The organism is Serratia sp. DD3, from assembly GCF_000496755.2.
In genome coordinates, this window is sequence record NZ_AYKS02000032.1 from 1 (window position 1) to 16,816 (window position 16,816).

General features: G+C 50.1%; 17 protein-coding genes and 3 pseudogenes. 4 read left to right on the forward strand and 16 right to left on the reverse strand.

Translation table 11 applies throughout. The features are described from left to right. Both IO95_RS04585 and IO95_RS26405 read right to left on the reverse strand, forming a co-directional pair. Nucleotides 1-254 (reverse strand): annotated as a pseudogene (locus IO95_RS04585) (IS4 family transposase); the annotation flags it as partial. Nucleotides 255-347: 93 nt separating this feature from the next. Then, nucleotides 348-422, reverse strand: a pseudogene (locus IO95_RS26405) (PAAR domain-containing protein); the annotation flags it as partial. Nucleotides 423-853: 431 nt separating this feature from the next. On the opposite strand from IO95_RS26405, the pseudogene IO95_RS25960 reads away from it, so the two are divergent. Continuing rightward, a pseudogene (locus IO95_RS25960) lies at nt 854-979 on the forward strand (cupin domain-containing protein); the annotation flags it as partial. An 83-nt stretch (nt 980-1,062) separates the two neighbouring features. Here the strand turns inward: IO95_RS25960 and IO95_RS04595 are convergent. Next, nucleotides 1,063-1,740 (reverse strand): type 1 glutamine amidotransferase domain-containing protein, encoded by a 678-nt coding sequence (locus IO95_RS04595; protein ID WP_023491196.1) that lies wholly within the window; start codon nt 1,738-1,740, stop codon nt 1,063-1,065. Between the two features lie 110 nt (nt 1,741-1,850). Between IO95_RS04595 and IO95_RS04600 the strand changes: the two genes are divergently transcribed. From IO95_RS04600 to IO95_RS04610, 3 genes are all read left to right on the forward strand, one after another. After that, the gene (locus tag IO95_RS04600; RefSeq protein WP_023491197.1) at nt 1,851-2,795 is read left to right on the forward strand and encodes a LysR family transcriptional regulator; all 945 of its coding nucleotides are present in this window, start codon (nt 1,851-1,853) and stop codon (nt 2,793-2,795) included. Nucleotides 2,796-2,967: 172 nt separating this feature from the next. Further along, entirely contained in the window at nt 2,968-3,351 is a 384-nt protein-coding gene (folX, locus tag IO95_RS04605; protein ID WP_023491198.1) for a dihydroneopterin triphosphate 2'-epimerase, read from the forward strand. A 68-nt stretch (nt 3,352-3,419) separates the two neighbouring features. Beyond that, the gene (locus IO95_RS04610) at nt 3,420-4,331 is read left to right on the forward strand and encodes a TIGR01777 family oxidoreductase (RefSeq protein WP_023491199.1); all 912 of its coding nucleotides are present in this window, start codon (nt 3,420-3,422) and stop codon (nt 4,329-4,331) included. Nucleotides 4,332-4,447: 116 nt separating this feature from the next. On the opposite strand, the gene hisP is transcribed toward IO95_RS04610, so the two are convergent. From hisP to IO95_RS04675, 13 genes are all read right to left on the reverse strand, one after another. Then, a complete protein-coding gene (hisP, locus tag IO95_RS25030) occupies nt 4,448-5,221 on the reverse strand; it encodes a histidine ABC transporter ATP-binding protein HisP (protein ID WP_023491200.1) in 774 nt (257 codons plus the stop codon). 15 nt (nt 5,222-5,236) lie between these two features. Continuing rightward, complete coding sequence (locus IO95_RS25035; RefSeq protein WP_023491202.1) at nt 5,237-5,944, reverse strand: ABC transporter permease; 708 nt, start codon at nt 5,942-5,944, stop codon at nt 5,237-5,239. Continuing rightward, nucleotides 5,941-6,627: a histidine ABC transporter permease HisQ gene (gene hisQ, locus IO95_RS04625; protein WP_023491203.1), complete on the reverse strand. Its 687-nt coding sequence runs from the start codon at nt 6,625-6,627 to the stop codon at nt 5,941-5,943. The genes IO95_RS25035 and hisQ overlap by 4 nt, the downstream gene beginning before the upstream one ends. Before the next feature lie 239 nt (nt 6,628-6,866). Then, nucleotides 6,867-7,649 carry a lysine/arginine/ornithine ABC transporter substrate-binding protein gene (locus IO95_RS04630; RefSeq protein ID WP_023491204.1) on the reverse strand — a complete coding sequence of 261 codons (783 nt, stop codon included), beginning with the start codon at nt 7,647-7,649 and terminating at the stop codon, nt 6,867-6,869. Nucleotides 7,650-7,954: 305 nt separating this feature from the next. Beyond that, nucleotides 7,955-8,527: a UbiX family flavin prenyltransferase gene (locus IO95_RS04635; RefSeq protein ID WP_023491205.1), complete on the reverse strand. Its 573-nt coding sequence runs from the start codon at nt 8,525-8,527 to the stop codon at nt 7,955-7,957. A 176-nt stretch (nt 8,528-8,703) separates the two neighbouring features. Then, complete coding sequence (gene purF / locus IO95_RS04640) at nt 8,704-10,221, reverse strand: amidophosphoribosyltransferase (protein WP_023491206.1); 1,518 nt, start codon at nt 10,219-10,221, stop codon at nt 8,704-8,706. Nucleotides 10,222-10,257: 36 nt separating this feature from the next. Beyond that, the gene (gene cvpA, locus IO95_RS04645; protein WP_023491207.1) at nt 10,258-10,743 is read right to left on the reverse strand and encodes a colicin V production protein; all 486 of its coding nucleotides are present in this window, start codon (nt 10,741-10,743) and stop codon (nt 10,258-10,260) included. 178 nt (nt 10,744-10,921) lie between these two features. Then, entirely contained in the window at nt 10,922-11,626 is a 705-nt protein-coding gene (dedD, locus tag IO95_RS04650) for a cell division protein DedD (RefSeq protein ID WP_023491209.1), read from the reverse strand. Next, the gene (folC, locus tag IO95_RS04655; protein WP_023491211.1) at nt 11,627-12,892 is read right to left on the reverse strand and encodes a bifunctional tetrahydrofolate synthase/dihydrofolate synthase; all 1,266 of its coding nucleotides are present in this window, start codon (nt 12,890-12,892) and stop codon (nt 11,627-11,629) included. Between the two features lie 255 nt (nt 12,893-13,147). Beyond that, the gene (gene accD, locus IO95_RS04660) at nt 13,148-14,056 is read right to left on the reverse strand and encodes an acetyl-CoA carboxylase, carboxyltransferase subunit beta (protein WP_023491213.1); all 909 of its coding nucleotides are present in this window, start codon (nt 14,054-14,056) and stop codon (nt 13,148-13,150) included. A 178-nt stretch (nt 14,057-14,234) separates the two neighbouring features. Then, complete coding sequence (locus IO95_RS04665; protein WP_023491214.1) at nt 14,235-14,897, reverse strand: DedA family protein; 663 nt, start codon at nt 14,895-14,897, stop codon at nt 14,235-14,237. Nucleotides 14,898-14,965: 68 nt separating this feature from the next. Further along, nucleotides 14,966-15,787 carry a tRNA pseudouridine(38-40) synthase TruA gene (gene truA, locus IO95_RS04670; RefSeq protein ID WP_023491215.1) on the reverse strand — a complete coding sequence of 274 codons (822 nt, stop codon included), beginning with the start codon at nt 15,785-15,787 and terminating at the stop codon, nt 14,966-14,968. Further along, entirely contained in the window at nt 15,787-16,797 is a 1,011-nt protein-coding gene (locus IO95_RS04675; RefSeq protein WP_023491216.1) for an aspartate-semialdehyde dehydrogenase, read from the reverse strand. Before IO95_RS04675 ends, truA begins: the two co-directional genes overlap by 1 nt. Between the last annotated feature and the right edge of the window lie 19 nt (nt 16,798-16,816).

The window sequence follows — 16,816 nt, forward strand, 5'->3', positions numbered from 1 at the left end:
TAGGGAACCCAATCATCAAACAAGCTCCAGACATTGAGCTTTGTGTTGGTGAGCAGTCTATCCACCTGCTTGACGGCGTGCTTTCGCTCAAGGCCGCTGGCCAAAGAGAGGCCATTGCCAATGGCATGGATGGCCAATGACCCCGACTCAATAACCCCGTGGGTTGCATTGGCGAGCGACAAGACACGCTTGGCATGCATGTCCTGTCCGAATATGTCATCAATGTGGTTAAGAATTATTTCGTGGTTAAGCATGGAGGCTGTCTGCTCGCTATTAGCTGGTCAAGAACGGAGATCATACCTCAGAAGCCTTGCCATGCCTTGCTCATATGAGGGGATGGCTAAGCCTTTTGGGTGTCCTTCAAGAACGCTGCCTCCGCATGAAGTTTTATCGCCTTTAACGATCCAGTAGCCTGTTGCCATTTCCCTTATTCCTTATGCTGTTGCGAGCATCCACGCTAAGAGTTTAGCTTTTTAAAGTTAATGAGTAAATGTATGAAGTACTCTCAATTTAGTTCAAGTATTTACATGGCTGTCCACATGGTTAACAATACCCGCCCCTTTATTATGGCTTCCTCTATATTTCAAACAATCAGAATTATGAAAGACTGAGACTTTTTAAATTCACCAGATTTATATATCATATCACTCCCAAATTTAGACATCGCCATTTTAGAGCAAATCAATATACCATCATCAGTCCAAATTCGGAAATGCTGGTCTGATTTACCATTATATTAAAATCATAATAATCCTTAGCATAGATCCCTACATAATTAGATTTAAGATGAATTTTATTATCGAAAACTCTGAACGGCGTAATAATCAATGCAGATTTCACGGTATATGGCGTTAGCCAAGAAGTGGGCGCTGGTGACACCCTGTATAAAAAGCCTGATGTGATACATGGCTGTGTCTGTCTGGAGGCGGGAACGCTGCTGGATACCTTTACCCCTCAGCGTGAAGACTTTTTGAAATAACCAGATAACTGCGGGCCCTCAGACACAGGCATTCCCTGTGAATGGAGTCCCGCAGTTTGATTAGCGGTGGTTCGTGTCTCTCGTTATTTGAGCAATTTGAGTACCGCTTCAGCGGTTGCATCTGAAGACGCTGGGTTTTGCCCCGTAATCAGCAAACCATCCACTGCGACGTGGCTCTGCCAGTTCTCACCACGGCTGTAATGCCCACCGTTATCTTTGAGCATCTCTTCAACCAGGAAAGGCACTACCTGAGTCAGTTGTACCGCCTCTTCTTCACTGTTGCTGAATCCCGTAACCTGCTTGCCCATAACCAGGGGCTGGCCTGATGTATTCTTGGCGTGGCGCAATACGGCTGGGGCATGGCACACCGCAGCAACCGGTTTACCCTGCGCGTGGAATTGTTCTATCAGAGCAACAGAGACGCTATCTTCCGCCAAATCCCACAGCGGGCCATGGCCGCCTGGGTAAAACAGCGCATCAAAATCGTCAGCGTTAATATCCTGCAACTTCACGGTATTCGCCAGCGCGTGCTGCGCGGTGGTGTCCTGATCGAACCGACGAGTAGACGCCGTTTGTGCATCTGGCTGACTGCTTTTCGGATCCAGAGGCGGTTGGCCCCCTTGCGGTGAGGCCAGAGTAATATCCGCACCCGCATCGCGGAAAACATAATAGGGTGACGCAAACTCTTCCAGCCATAACCCGGTCTTGTGGCCGGTGTTACCCAGTTTGTCGTGAGAGGTCAATACCATCAGGATTTTCATCATTTATCTCCATTGAGCGCTATTGCGCCTGAATCAGTGAACTGGATATAAGCATAGATGAGTCGCTATAATTCTAAAAATTAAAAGCTTTCATTTCAGGTATTCAAAAAATGAATATATTCAATAAAGACCTCAATCTGCTGCTGTTTTTCCACGTGTTATATCAAGAGCGTAATGCCTCAATGGCGGCGGTTCGCATGTCTCTCAGCCAACCCGCAATGAGCCATAAACTCAGTAAATTGCGCCATGAGTTTGGCGATCCGCTTTTTGTTAGAGCGCCACGCGGTCTGGCCCCTACCCCACGTGCCCATCAAATTGCGCTTCAGGTGCAAAAGCTGGTGGAGGATATTGAGACGTTTTACGATCAATGTGAAGGTCGTGATTTTCTTGCCCGCGCCGAGCGCATCCACATCTATACCACCGATTACATGGAGCAGATCATGATGCCAGGCTTGTTGCCAATAGTGCGACAAGAGGCGCCCAATCTGGTGCTGATCACCCATAACACACGCGGCCTATTACCACGGGAAGAACTCGAAAAGGGAACCTGTGACCTGGCTATTGCCGGTTTCTACGATCAACTGCCGGATACGTTTCATCAGCAACGCTTGCTGAGTGAGGATTTTGTGGTACTCGCCGCGGCAGGTCATCATTTGCTGCAGGATGGGCTCGACCTGAACACTTATCTGGCCTGCGAGCATGTTCTGACAACATTAACTGGTGATCTCAATGGGGTGGTTGATCGTTATCTTCAACGCCAAGGCCTCGCGCGTAACGTCGTTGCTGGGCTCTCCAGTTTTCTTGCACCAAGTCGTTTAATCCGAGGCAGTGACTTATTGCTCACCTGTCTGCGTTCAGTTGGCGAAGAGGCAGTGACTCGCGATCCTGAATTGCGCCTTTACCCTTTACCCCTGGAACTACCGCGTGTCGATATGATGCAGATCTGGCATGAGCGAACACATAATGATCGGTTGCGCCGCTGGTTGCGACTGACGATTCAACAACATGCGTTAGCATTAGCAGAAAATCGTTCTGCGCTTGGTTCGGGCTCTTAACCTGTTGAATTCTTGCTCTGGATAATTTTTATTAGCGGGCCCTAACCCGCCGTAAGGGTATCGACCACGGCTTAAACAGCGCCGTTTAGCTTGTAACGGTGAACAATGTTTTGTCTTTCCTTATTTTCCATCTATGCTGGGTAGCAACATACTGACCTGTAGAGGACTTCCGATGCCTGTTCCGCCAAACGATGCCATTATCCGTATTAAAAACCTGCGCTTACGTACTTTTATTGGTATCAAGGAAGAAGAAATCAACAACCGCCAGGATATCCTGGTTAATGTGGTGATTCACTATCCAGCCGATAAAGCCCGTCATAGTGAAGATATTGCCGATGCCCTCAATTACCGCACGATCACCAAATCGATCATTCGCCATATCGAAGATAACCGTTTCGCTTTATTGGAAAAATTAACTCAAGATGTGCTCGATATCGTGAAACAACATCCTTGGGTCACCTATGCTGAAGTGGAAATAGATAAATTGTTGGCCCTGCGTTATGCCGACTCGGTCTCGATGACCTTGAGTTACTGCCGGGAGCCCTCCTATACTTAAACTGATTCAGAGAGATAAAATATCTCTCTGAATAACAGCCTATTTATACCTATCAGGGAGATCCGCCCATGAAGATCCTGATTACCGGCGCAACAGGATTGATCGGTAGCCACCTCACCAGGCAGCTGCTGCATCTTTCGCATCAACTCACCTTATTGACCCGTAATATCAGTAAAGCGCGGGAAAAATTCGGTGATACCGTGAGCTATTGGTCTTCGCTGGATGAACAACGTTCTCTGGATGGATTTGATGCGGTGATCAACCTGGCAGGAGAACCAATTGCGGATAAAAGGTGGAGTGCAACACAAAAAGAGCGGCTGTGCCGTAGCCGCTGGGAACTGACTGAACGGCTGGCGGGCTTGATCAAGACCAGCTCCCTCCCCCCTACGGTACTGATTTCTGGCTCCGCTGTGGGCTATTATGGCGATCAGGGCCAATCGGTAGTGCCCGAAGATGAGCCACCCCAGCCGGGGTTTACTCATCAACTCTGCCAGCGTTGGGAGGCCCTGGCACTTCAGGCGCAAAGTAGCCACACTCGAGTCTGCTTGCTACGTACCGGTATTGTACTGGCCCCCAAAGGGGGCGCATTGGCAAAGTTAATCCCCCTGTTTCGTTTAGGCTTGGGTGGGCCAATAGGTAATGGCCGCCAATATATGCCCTGGATCCATATTGACGACATGGTCAATGCCATTATTTATCTGTTAGATCATCCCTCACTGTCCGGTCCATTTAATATGGTGGCCCCTTACCCAGTGCATAATGAGCAATTCAGCGCCATCTTGGCGAATGTGTTGGCTAGACCCGCCTTTCTGCGTACCCCGGCATTTGCCATACGCTTGCTGATGGGGGAGGCCTCAGTACTGGTTCTCGAAGGGCAACGGGCGATACCAAGAAAATTGGAGGCGGCGGGTTTCAAATTCCACTTTATGGAGTTGGAGCAGGCACTGGATGATGTGGTTAATCGCCAGTCACAACGTTAGAATTTATTGAGAGCTTTACCATTCAAGTCGCTGGACCAAAATATTCAACGTTTTGGTCCAGCAAAAAGGTGACCCATTTAACCAACACCACCTTCAAATAATGACCATCACGGAGTTTACTTCAGTGACCCGGAAAGGAACTGCTGTAAACGGGCACTTTTCGGATGATCGAACAGTTCGTCTGGTGAGCCTTGCTCTTCAATCACGCCCTGATGTAAGAAAATAACGTGGTTGGACACATGGCGTGCAAAACCCATCTCATGGGTCACCACCACCATGGTTTTCCCCTCCTCCGCCAGCTTTTGCATGATGCGCAACACCTCCCCCACCAGTTCCGGATCCAAGGCGGAAGTCGGTTCATCGAACAATAAGACTTCCGGCTCCATCGCTAGTGCCCGGGCAATCGACACCCGTTGCTGTTGACCACCAGAAAGGTGGACGGGATATTTAATCCGCGCGCGTTCATCAATGCCGACCTTCTCCAGATAGCGCACTGCTCGCTCAAAGGCTTGCGCTTTACTCAAGCCTAATACCTGAATAGGAGCCTCCATGACATTCTCCAACACGGTCATATGGCTCCATAAGTTAAAATGCTGGAATACCATGGTTAGCCGGGTACGTAACCACTGCAGTTGCTTACTATCCGCAACTTTCAAGTGACCATCCCGATCACGTACCATGGAAATATCTTTATTGTTTAGTCTGATACTTCCCTCGGTGGGTTTTTCCAGAAAATTAATGCAGCGTAAAAAGGTACTCTTCCCCGAGCCAGATGAACCAATAATACTGATCACATCCCCGGCGTTCGCCGCCAGAGAAACGCCTTTCAATACCTCATGGTCACCATAACGTTTGTATAATCCACTGACGGCTAATTTATTTTCAGACATGACTATTTCCGCCATTTATCGATGAGTAACATGTGCCATCCAACGCTTCTCCGCTTTACGGAACAGACTGATCAACACGTAAGAGACAATCAAATACAGTGCTGCTGCGATGCCGAAGGCATAAAAGGGTTGGTAAGTCGCCGCATTAATATCACGCGCAATCTTCAACAAATCCGGTACCGTGGCGGTAAACGCTAATGCCGTCGAGTGCAGCATCAGAATCACTTCATTGCTGTATGCCGGTAATGCGGTACGCAGTGCTGAAGGTAAAATAATGCAGCGATACTGCTTAAAGCGCGAAAAACCATAGGCTTTGGCTGCTTCAATTTCACCTTCGGGTACCGAACGGATCGCCCCAGCAAAAATCTCGGTGGTATAGGCACAAGTATTCAGTGTCAGTGCCAAAATGGTGCAGTTAAGCCCACTGCGGAAAAATGCATTCAGCAGTTCGGTGCCACGCACCATCTCCAAGCTGTACACCCCAGAATAAAACACCAGTAGTTGTACATACAGCGGAGTGCCGCGAAACACATAGGTATACAGCCAAACGGGAAGACTCAGCCAGCGAACAGAAGAGACTCGCGCCACCGCCATCGGGACAGCCATTAGCCCCCCCATCACCACCGATGAAATCAGCAACCATAACGTCACCGCCACACCAGTAAAACGGTAGCCATCAGTCCACAGTAGTTGTTGCCAATACTGTTGCAAGATGTCGATCATAGCTCAACCCTTTTGACGCCCAGTGAATAACGCCGCTCAAGCCACAGCAAGACACCATTAGAAAGGGTGGTGAAAAGCAGGTAGACCGCCCCAGCAACAATGGCGTAGAAAAAAGGCTGGTAGGTGCCTTTTCCTGCCAATTGTGTCGCTTTTACCAGATCATTCAAACCCAGGATCGATACCAATGCGGTCGCCTTCAGGATCACCTGCCAGTTGTTGCCAATGCCAGGTAACGCAAAACGCATCATCGCCGGGAACAGAATACGGCGAAAAATTTGCCCTTTGGAAAGACCAAACGCCGTGGCCGCCTCAATTTGCCCCCTCGGTACCGCCAGAAAGGCACCACGGAAAGTTTCCGTAAAATAGGCACCGTAGATAAACCCCAAGGTGATAATACCGGCACTTAAAGGGTCTATATCGATCTGCGCAAAACCCAGTGACTCCGTCACGCTATTCAAGGCAATCTGCAAGCCATAAAAGATCAGCAGCATCAGCACCAAATCAGGGACTCCGCGGATCAGCGTGGTATAGGCACCGAATATTGTTGAGATGATAGGGTTGGACGAAAGCTTACCGCCAGCACCGAACAAGCCGATCGCCACCGCCAACAGAACGGAACTGAGGGCCAGCTCCAGTGTCACCAGAGCCCCCTCGAAGATCAATAGAGGATAGCCTTGTAGCATTTCTTTTATCCTGTTTTGATTGACTTATACTCTAAATAATTCGAATTGCTTGTAGGCGGCAAGTCCGAGAGTCACCAGGAGCATAGGCCACTATGTGACTGGTGCGAACTGACGTAGCCAACACCCAAGCAGCTTGAAGTATGACGAGTATAGAACCGCCACAGCTTGTCGGCGGTTCGCTAGATCATACCAGCCTATTGAAGCTCACCCAGTGGCTTCAACATGAGACAGGACGAGAATTAACCACCATAGATATCAAAATCAAAGTACTTCTTGGCCAATTTATCGTAAGTGCCATCTTGGCGCATTTCAGCAAAAGCCTTATCCAATGCTGCTTTCAACTCGGTTGCATCCTTGCGTAGCCCCATACCGGTACCGACACCAAAGTATTTGTCATCTTTGACTGACTCACCCGCAAAGGCATAATCCTTACCCATAGGTTGTTGAAGGAAGCCATAACTCCCCGCCACCTCATCCTGAAACGCCGCATCAATACGCCCGGAAGCTAAATCCGCATAGGATAAATCCTGGTTCTGATAAGGGACCACCGTGATGCCTTTAGGCTGCCAAAAAGCGTTAGCATAAGCCTCTTGTGTGGTTCCTTGTAACACCCCCACACTCTTGCCTTGCAGTGCTTCTATGGTGGGTAAAATCGTTGAACCTTTCGGTGCGATCAGGCGTGAATTAGCGGCAAATAATTTGTCGGTAAAGGCGATTTCCTGTTGGCGCTTTTCAGTAATGGAGAGTGAGGAGAGAATTGCGTCAATTTTTTTCGCTTTCAGTGAAGGGATAAGCGCATCAAAATCGCTCTCGACAAAAGTGCACTGGATATTCGCCCGTTTGCACATCTCTTTGGCCAAATCGATATCAAAACCCACCAATTCACCCTGTGCATTTTTGGATTCAAAAGGAGCATAAGTTGGGTCAGTACCAATTTTTATTGTCGTGGGCAAAGCAGCCAAAGCACTACCCATCGCCCCCAGCAGTAACACTAAGGGAAGAGCCTTAACAAGATTTTTCATAATATTCCTCGATTAGATTTTTCCGATGTCCACACAGAGGTGACCTTTTTCCGGTACCAAGGATGCAGCAATCATGCCATTTCTTGTTACAGAACACGATAAGCCATTGACTCTGCACCTATTCCATTCACTGGCGTGAATCTCACAGGACCCAGTTGGTGAAATAGACCGTTGTTTGAGTCTAGCCCTTCTCACCTTGGGTAAACACCCGTATGAAAGCATGGTGCAGCAGAACTATTATGGTGCATACGTGGCACTAAATCAGTGCAACGCTGCAAAAATGTATAGATTTAATTGTAAAATTGTTAATTAACGCCTTGCCAGCGCGTAAACAGGTCTTGCGGCAGTTCAATATCAAACTGGTCGATAACCCGGTTCACGGTTTGATCGATGATATCATCAAGGGTTTGTGGGCGATGATAGAAGGCAGGCACCGGTGGCATAATCACCGCCCCCAACTCCGCGGCCTGAGTCATTAAACGTAGATGGCCAAGATGCAGGGGGGTTTCACGCACGCAGAGGACCAAAGGCCGCCGTTCTTTTAGCACCACATCAGCAGCTCGGGTCAATAACCCATCCGTATAGCTGTTGACGATGCCAGATAATGTTTTGATTGAGCAAGGCAGGATCACCATGCCCATGGTTTTGAAAGAACCCGAAGAGATGCTGGCGGCAATATCTCGCGAATCATAGACCACATCCGCCAGCGCTTGTACATCACGCAGATTTAACGAGGTCTCCAGTGCTAACGTCTGGCGCGCGGCTTGACTCATCACCAAATGGGTCTCAACCCCTTCCACACTGCGCAAAACTTGCAGCAAACGCACACCATAGATGACGCCACTGGCACCAGAAATTCCGACAATGAGTTTTTTCATAATACGAGTCTCTGCCTAGAGATAGGCCGCTAGCATAGCTGAATTGGGGTAGACTTTGCAGCCCCCCAGCAGAAGGGATGGTGAGTGAGCTCTATGCTAGACCCGCATCGCCATTCAAGCTGCAGCAATGTAGGCTGCAACTTGAATGAACTTGGGTATAGCAGCCCGATTAGCGATTAGCCTTCATTGTGCATTTCCAGATTTTCCGCTTCGGTTTGGCCGCGCAACGCTTTGGTATCATCATTGCGCAATGTCTCCAGATACTCCAGATAGTCTTGGTCGACATCTTTTGTGACATAAATACCGTCGAACACCGAGCATTCAAACTGAGTGATATCTGGGTTCTCTTCCCGAACCGCGTCGATCAAATCAGTCAGATCCTGGAAAATCAAACCATCGGCACCAATCATCTTGCGGATTTCATCCACTTCACGCCCATGAGCAATCAGCTCTGAGGCGCTCGGCATATCAATACCATAGACATTGGGGAAACGGATTTCCGGTGCCGCAGAGGCCAAATAAACCCGTTTGGCTCCCGCATCACGGGCCATCTCGACAATCTGCTCAGAGGTCGTGCCACGCACGATGGAGTCATCCACCAATAACACGTTCTTGTCACGAAACTCAGCACGGTTGGCGTTCAGCTTGCGACGTACCGACTGGCGGCGCACTTGCTGACCCGGCATGATAAAAGTACGGCCCACATAACGGTTTTTAACAAATCCCTGGCGATAAGGTTTTCCCAGAATATGGGCAATTTCCAGCGCAATATCGCAAGATGTTTCCGGGATTGGGATCACCACATCAATGTCCAGATCTTCCCATTCGCGGGCAATCTTTTTACCCAACTTCTGCCCCATACGCACTCGCGCACTGTAGACCGAGATTTTGTCCATAAACGAGTCTGGACGGGCAAAATAGACATACTCAAACAAACAGGGGTGGTTTTTAGGATCTTCGGCACACTGGCGGGTGGCAAGCTGCCCCTGAGCACTGACATAGACCGCTTCACCAGGTGCAATGTCACGCAAGAACTCAAAACCTAATGTATCCAGCGCCACGCTCTCGGATGCCACCATATATTCACAGCGCCCATCATCCAATGTCCGCTTGCCAATCACCAGCGGGCGAATACCATTAGGATCACGGAATGCCACCAGGCCATGACCGATAATCATCGCCACACAGGCATAGGCACCGCGTAATTGCTGGTGCATTGCCGCAATGGCAGTAAAAATATTATCAGCTTCCAGCGGGGTGTGCTGGAAACGGTCAAGCTCAGTGGCTAACACATTCAGTAGGATCTCCGAGTCGGAGGTCGTATTGATATGACGGCGGCCAGTTTCAAGCAGTTTCTGGCGCAGTTCATGGGCATTCGTCAGATTGCCGTTGTGTGCCAGCGTAATACCGAATGGCGAGTTGACATAGAATGGTTGGGCTTCTGAAGCACTGGAGCTGCCTGCAGTAGGATAGCGCACATGGCCAATGCCCATGTTACCCTGCAAACGCTGCATATGACGTGCTTCAAACACATCTTTCACCAGGCCATTGGCCTTACGCAGACGAAACCCGTTATAGGCATCAATCGTTACGATGCCAGCGGCATCCTGCCCACGGTGCTGAAGCACTGTCAACGCATCATAAATAGACTGGTTTACCGGCATAAAACCGGCGATACCAACAATACCGCACATGTTGTCTTTTCCTCTAAGCCGTTACCGCCCCGGTAACTAGGGGGGTAATAAACTCGACGTGCTTTGCAGATAGTCAAAGAACCAAGTGATGATGGGCTTGAAATAGGGGATAAATTGCGACTGTTTCCAATCCGCACTTTGTGACAAGGTGGTGAAGGTATCCAGAAAAAACAGGAGCGCCGCCACAATCAATACGCCACGCAATGCACCAAAACAGACACCTAACACGCGATCAGTACCCGATAACCCGGTCTTATCGACCAATGTGCCGATCACGTTGTTAACAATAGCGCCCACAATCAACGTTGCGATAAATAATAGAGCTATCGCAACGCCATTCCGCACCAGTTCATCTTCTAAACGAGTGAAATAGGCTGCAAGGTAAGGGTAAAAATGGCTGGCTATAAAAAACGCACATCCCCATGTCACAAGTGACAATGCTTCGCGTACAAAACCTCGGACCAGGCTGACCAAAGCCGAAAATCCAATCAACGCTATAATGACGTAATCAATCCAGACCATGAACTATTCCAATGATGAATCGCCCTTGCATCTCATTCGCGGCGAATTCTAACAGAAAAAGAAAACGTTTGCGTAGCGGATTTCCCGCCACATTAAAAATATAACGCGGCGAAAAAAACCTGAACGCCATGCCATTCACCTTCAGTGTTTGCCGCCAACAGAGAGCAGTTCAGCCCCATCAACGAACACTGTACGGCTTCACCTGACCACTCAACCCACTAATGGCATTGAGTTCAGCCAAAGATGACTGCAATTTCTGCTTCGATGCATCAGGCCCCACATAGATCCGGGTAATCACCCCTTGAACCGGTGTCGAAGGCACTGTATAGGCCCGGTAGCCAGACAAACGTAATGAAGCGACAATTTCATTGACCTTGGCGGCATTTTTCAACGCACCTAACTGCACCACATAGGCCTGCCCCACCGGTGCTTTTTCTTCGGTTGCGGGTTTAGGCTGCGGTTTGGTTTCAGGCTTCACTTCCGGTTTCGGTTCAACCACTGGCTTGGGTTTCACCTCTGCTGGCTTGGTTTCCTGCTGCAGCGGGGGTTGAATCGGTTGACTGGTTGCCGGAGGCACCACAACCGGTGGCAATTGCTGCTGCTGAGTATTTTGTCTGGCGGCCTGTTGGGCTGCCGCTTCTACCGCTGCCTGCTGTTCAACCAATGCCCCCGCCCCTTCAGGGGGTTGAGAAGGTAATGGTTGTGACGCTGGCGGGATCATGTCAGCTTCATGGGAGTCACCGGGTTTGGGTACCAGGGGAATAGCGGCAAACTCATCTTCATAATGCCTTTTTTTGCCATCCAACAAACCCGGCAGAATGATGACCCCTAAGGCGACCAAAATCACCGTGCCAATCAGTCGATTCTGAAATTTACTTGCCACTCACACTCCCCGCCCCTCGTCTATAGCTGCCATCACCGGTGCTACCGTATGAAATGAGCCACAGACGATCACAATATCTTGAATATCGGCTTGCTGCATAGCCTGGCGCCAGGCAGTTTCAACATCATCAAACTGTTGTGGCTGCACTAAATATTGTGCCAGTTGTTCTGCACTTGCCCCTCTTGGGCCATCCAACGATGCGCAGTACCATATATCCACTACTTCACTCAGGCAAGCCAACGTAGCGGCGATATCTTTGTCCGATAGCATCCCCACCACCGCACGAACCTTGCCACCGTTACGTGGCAATTTTGCCAGTTGACGCGCTAGATAGCTTGCAGCATGCGGGTTATGAGCCACGTCCAGGATCACCCGTGGGTTGTGCTGTACAGTTTGAAAACGCCCAGGCAGCGTAGCCTGCTGTAAGCCACTGAAAATGGCTTTCTCATCGATGTCTAATGTTGAGTAGTATAACGCAGCCAACGCGGTTGCCGCATTGGCCAAGGGCACATTAGGCATCGGCAACTCAGTCAGGCTGGTGCCCTCCCCTTGCCACTGCCAACGCTCCCCTTGTTCACTGAACACCCAGTTGTCACCACTGCGATACAAGTGGGCCCCCAGCTCCTCAGCCACTTGCCCAATACTGTGAGGCATATCCGGTTCACCGACCACAGCAGGTTTACCACCACGGAAAATACCCGCTTTTTCACGGCCAATACTTTCACGATCGCACCCCAGCCAGTCAGTATGGTCCAGCGCAATACTGGTCACTACTGCCACGTCAGCATCAACAATGTTGGTGGCGTCAAGACGCCCGCCGAGCCCCACTTCGAGGATCACCACATCAAGTCTAGCTTGTTTAAACAGGTATAATGCCGACAGGGTACCAAATTCGAAATAGGTCAACGAGGTTTCACCGCGACCGGCCTCAATAGCGGCAAATGAACGGCAGTGTTCCGTTTCGCTGAGTTCCTCCCCCTGGATACGTACCCGCTCGGTATAGCGCACCAGATGGGGGGAGCTATAAACCCCTACCCGTAACCCGGCGGCTAGCATAATGGCCTCCAACGTGCGGCAGGTAGTACCTTTGCCGTTGGTGCCGGCCACCGTAAACACCGTCGGAGCCGGCGTAAGCAGATCGAGTTGGGCGGCAACGTGCCGTACACGCTCCAGACCGAGTTCTATCGCTTGGCTATGCAGATGTTCCAGATAGTAGAGCCACGTATTCAGGGGTGCCGTAGCTTGGGGAGTTTGGTGGTTTTGCATACATCCTATCACTGACTTTAGGTTCAAAATCCGTCAGGTGCGCCTCTTAAGTCAATCCAAGAGGGCATTCCGTGATATACCCGTCGCCATTCAAGCTGCAGGGTTGTTGGCTACTCTCATTCACCCTAGTCACATAGTTTTCTATGCTCCTAGGGACTCACTCCTTTGCCGCCTACCTGCAACGTGATTGAACTTGGGTATAACCATAAAGTGACGAAGACCCCGCTAATGCTGACACGCAGGGTCTGACATACCTTAGGCGTTGGCCTGGTTTTCCTCTGCGGCTAGCGGAGCAACACCATCAAAATCTGGCAGGGGTTGATTAGTCAACATGGAAATGATGTTTGCCAGAGTCCGGCGCATTTCTGGTCGACGAACAATCATATCGATCGCGCCCTTTTCAATCAGGAACTCACTGCGTTGGAAACCCGGCGGCAGTTTCTCACGCACTGTCTGCTCAATAACACGCGGACCGGCAAAACCAATCAATGCTTTAGGTTCGGCGATATTGATATCCCCGAGCATCGCCAGACTGGCAGAAACGCCGCCCATGGTCGGGTCAGTCAACACCGAAATATAGGGCAGACCACGTTCCTGCAATTTGGCTAACGCCGCACTGGTTTTGGCCATCTGCATCAGCGACATCAACGCTTCCTGCATACGCGCGCCACCACTGGCAGAGAAGCAGATCAATGGGCAGTTATCTTCCAAGGCTTGTTCAACCGCACGGACAAAGCGGGCACCCACCACGGAAGACATCGAACCACCGATAAAGGCGAATTCGAACGAAGCAGCGACGATGGGCATACCGTAAAGTGTCCCCTTCATTACCACCAGCGCATCTTTTTCACCCGTCGCTTTTTGCGCCGCACTTAGGCGATCTTTATATTTTTTAGAATCCCTGAACTTGAGAACGTCTTTCGGCTCCAGTTCGCTCGCCACCTCAACCTCGCTACCTTCATCCAGCAAGGTATGCAAGCGCATACGCGCAGACATGCGCATATGGTGATCACACTTGGGGCACACTTCGAGATTACGTTCCAACTCAGCACGATAAAGAACCTGACCACAGCTAGCGCATTTGGTCCAGACCCCTTCAGGAATGCTCACCTTATTGGTTTGAGTCACATTACTTTTGTTAAGAATTCGTTCAATCCAGCTCATTGATGACCTTTCTGTTTGAACCAGGCAGATGCCAGCCCGCTGTTTATGCGATAACCACCACCAGACCTCTGGCTATAGGCGGGTTCACAAAAACAGACCATAGATACTGCTCATTAAACCATATCGGCCCGATACTGTAGACAAAAAACTGCGTTAACTGACGGGTTAACCGATACTTTTACTGTTTTTGCTGCCGAGCTGCCGCACGTTTATGGCGCCAGATCTCAATAATACCCGGCAGAATTGAAACCACAATGATGGCAACAATCAAGAGTTTCAAGTTTTCTTGCACTATCGGTAAATCACCGAACATGTAGCCCGCATAAGTAAACAGCAATACCCAAACCAGTGCGCCAACCACGTTATAAACGGCAAAATGGCGATAGTTCATATGCCCCATACCCGCCACGAAGGGGGCAAAGGTACGCACAATAGGCACAAACCGTGCCAGGATAATGGTTTTGCCACCATATTTTTCATAAAACTGGTGAGTTTTATCCAGATAACTGCGGCGGAAAATTTTGGAATTGGGATTGGTAAACAGCTTTTCACCAAACAAACGCCCAATGGTATAGTTCACCGCATCGCCAAGCACCGCTGCCACCACCATCAAAGCGACCATGGTATGAACATTGAGATCATTAGATGGTAACGCCGCCAAAGCTCCGGCAACAAACAGCAGTGAGTCCCCTGGCAGGAACGGGGTAACCACCAATCCCGTTTCACAAAACAGGATCAAAAACAAAATGGCATAAACCCAGACGCCATATTGCGCCACCAACTCGGCTAAATGCACGTCAATATGCAGAATAAAATCAATGATAAACTTGATAACGTCCATAAACTCTCTCATTTTAACCGGGTAACGCTACCCAGTACTAAATACTTATCTATCTGCTATCTGACGGTTTAATCATCAGCTAAAAACAACGGCCCCAACGGGGGGCAAGGTAACGCAAAACGCTCTGGGTAATCCACCGCCACCAGATACAAACCGTCTGGCCGTGCCGTGGCGGCTGCCAGGTTGCGATCTTTCAACGCCAACAGTTCGGCTATCCAGCTCTCTTCCTGATTACCACACCCCACTTCCAACAAGCTGCCAACAATATTTCGCACCATATGATGAACAAATGCGTTGGCTTTGATATCCACCAGGATATAGCCACCATAACGCGAAACCTTCACCTGTTTTACATTGCGCCATGGCGTGCGTGACTGGCATTGCACCGCACGGAATGAGGTAAAGTCATTCTCACCCAATAAAGCCTGGGCGGCACGATGCATCCGTTCGGCATCCAGCGGGTGATAAAAATGCGTTACCCCCTGCTGCATAATCGCCGGACGGTAGCGATGATTATAGATGATGTAGCGATAGCGGCGCGCGGTGGCACTGAAACGCGCATGAAAATCGCTGCTCACCCCCTGAACCCAACGCACCGCAATATCTGGCGGCAAATGCGTATTGACGCCCATTGTCCAGGCAGCATCCTGACGACGCGCCGTGGTTTCAAAATGCACCACCTGCCCTGTGGCATGCACCCCGGCATCAGTACGCCCGGCGCAAAATACGCTGATTGGCGCATCGGCCACTTTACTTAACGCCTGCTCCAGGCAAGCCTGTACACTGGTGACTTCCTGCTGGCGCTGCCAACCGTAATAACGACTACCATCATATTCAACCCCCAGCGCAATTTTCAGCATTGGCGGGAGAATGGGCGACTCTGCAGACATCAGTACATCTGCTCCTGCAACAAGCGTTCTGCGGTTTCAACGGCCATCAAGGCACCACCAAAGCGCACATTATCGGCCACTGACCAAAACTGCAGCATTTCCGGGATACCATAATCCTGCCGCAGACAACCAATACTTAACACCTCACTCCCGGAAGCTTCCGTCACCTGTGTCGGGTAGTCGTCATCTTCACTCAGTTGAATATCATCGGCTTGCTCTAGTTCACCGCGTGCCTCTTCAACTGTCAGCGGACGCAAGGTTTCCACATGCACCACTTGTGCATGACCGTAAAATACCGATGTTTGCACACAACTGACGGAAATCGGTAACCCGGCGTCTTGCAACACTTTACGCACCTGGTCAACGATAAGACGCTCTTCCCGCACGCTCCCCTGCTCATCACTGATCAGAGGTAACAGGTTGAAAGCCAACTGCTTGGCAAAGATACCGGGTTCGGCAGGAATGCCATTAAGCAAGCGCGCACTCTGCCCAGCCAGCTCATCCACCGCTAGTTTACCGCGTGATGAAGCTGACATCAGCGTCGTTACCTGTAAACGGGAAAGACCCGCCTGTTCGGTCAGCGGTTTAATCGCGGTCAGCAATTGGCTGACCATGCAGTCGGCTATTGCCACGATATTGCGGTTACGATAATCCGCCAATACCTGCGGGTTGACACCGGGTACCACTAACGGAACATCTGGTTCCAAGGCAAAGTAACCACTGGTATCAATCACCAAGCAGCCCATATTGGCCGCCTCATCAGCATAACGAGCCGCCGCTTCGCAACCAGCAGCAAAAAAAGCCAGTTGCACCTGCGACCAGTCAAACCCTTCGGCATTCTCTACCCGTATGGATTTGCCGTTAACGCGAACCGTCGCACCAGCACTGCGCTCACTGGCTAAAGGAAACAGCTCACCCAACGGAAACTGGCGCTCCTGTAACAACTCCAGTAACGCCTCACCAACGGCACCAGTGGCACCGAGCAGAGCTATGTTCCAACCATCAGACATGGGATGTTCTCCAGAGTAT

Coding starts and splice junctions, on each gene's coding strand:
- IO95_RS04630 (WP_023491204.1), bottom strand. CDS start 7,649: ATGAAAAATCTTGTTAAGGCTCTTCCCTTAGTGTTACTGCTGGGGGCG.
- IO95_RS04675 (WP_023491216.1), bottom strand. CDS start 16,797: ATGTCTGATGGTTGGAACATAGCTCTGCTCGGTGCCACTGGTGCCGTT.
- folX (WP_023491198.1), top strand. CDS start 2,968: ATGCCTGTTCCGCCAAACGATGCCATTATCCGTATTAAAAACCTGCGC.
- folC (WP_023491211.1), bottom strand. CDS start 12,892: ATGCAAAACCACCAAACTCCCCAAGCTACGGCACCCCTGAATACGTGG.
- accD (WP_023491213.1), bottom strand. CDS start 14,056: ATGAGCTGGATTGAACGAATTCTTAACAAAAGTAATGTGACTCAAACC.
- IO95_RS04635 (WP_023491205.1), bottom strand. CDS start 8,527: ATGAAAAAACTCATTGTCGGAATTTCTGGTGCCAGTGGCGTCATCTAT.
- cvpA (WP_023491207.1), bottom strand. CDS start 10,743: ATGGTCTGGATTGATTACGTCATTATAGCGTTGATTGGATTTTCGGCT.
- IO95_RS04665 (WP_023491214.1), bottom strand. CDS start 14,897: ATGGACGTTATCAAGTTTATCATTGATTTTATTCTGCATATTGACGTG.
- IO95_RS04600 (WP_023491197.1), top strand. CDS start 1,851: ATGAATATATTCAATAAAGACCTCAATCTGCTGCTGTTTTTCCACGTG.
- IO95_RS04610 (WP_023491199.1), top strand. CDS start 3,420: ATGAAGATCCTGATTACCGGCGCAACAGGATTGATCGGTAGCCACCTC.
- hisP (WP_023491200.1), bottom strand. CDS start 5,221: ATGTCTGAAAATAAATTAGCCGTCAGTGGATTATACAAACGTTATGGT.
- IO95_RS04595 (WP_023491196.1), bottom strand. CDS start 1,740: ATGAAAATCCTGATGGTATTGACCTCTCACGACAAACTGGGTAACACC.
- purF (WP_023491206.1), bottom strand. CDS start 10,221: ATGTGCGGTATTGTTGGTATCGCCGGTTTTATGCCGGTAAACCAGTCT.
- hisQ (WP_023491203.1), bottom strand. CDS start 6,627: ATGCTACAAGGCTATCCTCTATTGATCTTCGAGGGGGCTCTGGTGACA.
- IO95_RS25035 (WP_023491202.1), bottom strand. CDS start 5,944: ATGATCGACATCTTGCAACAGTATTGGCAACAACTACTGTGGACTGAT.
- truA (WP_023491215.1), bottom strand. CDS start 15,787: ATGTCTGCAGAGTCGCCCATTCTCCCGCCAATGCTGAAAATTGCGCTG.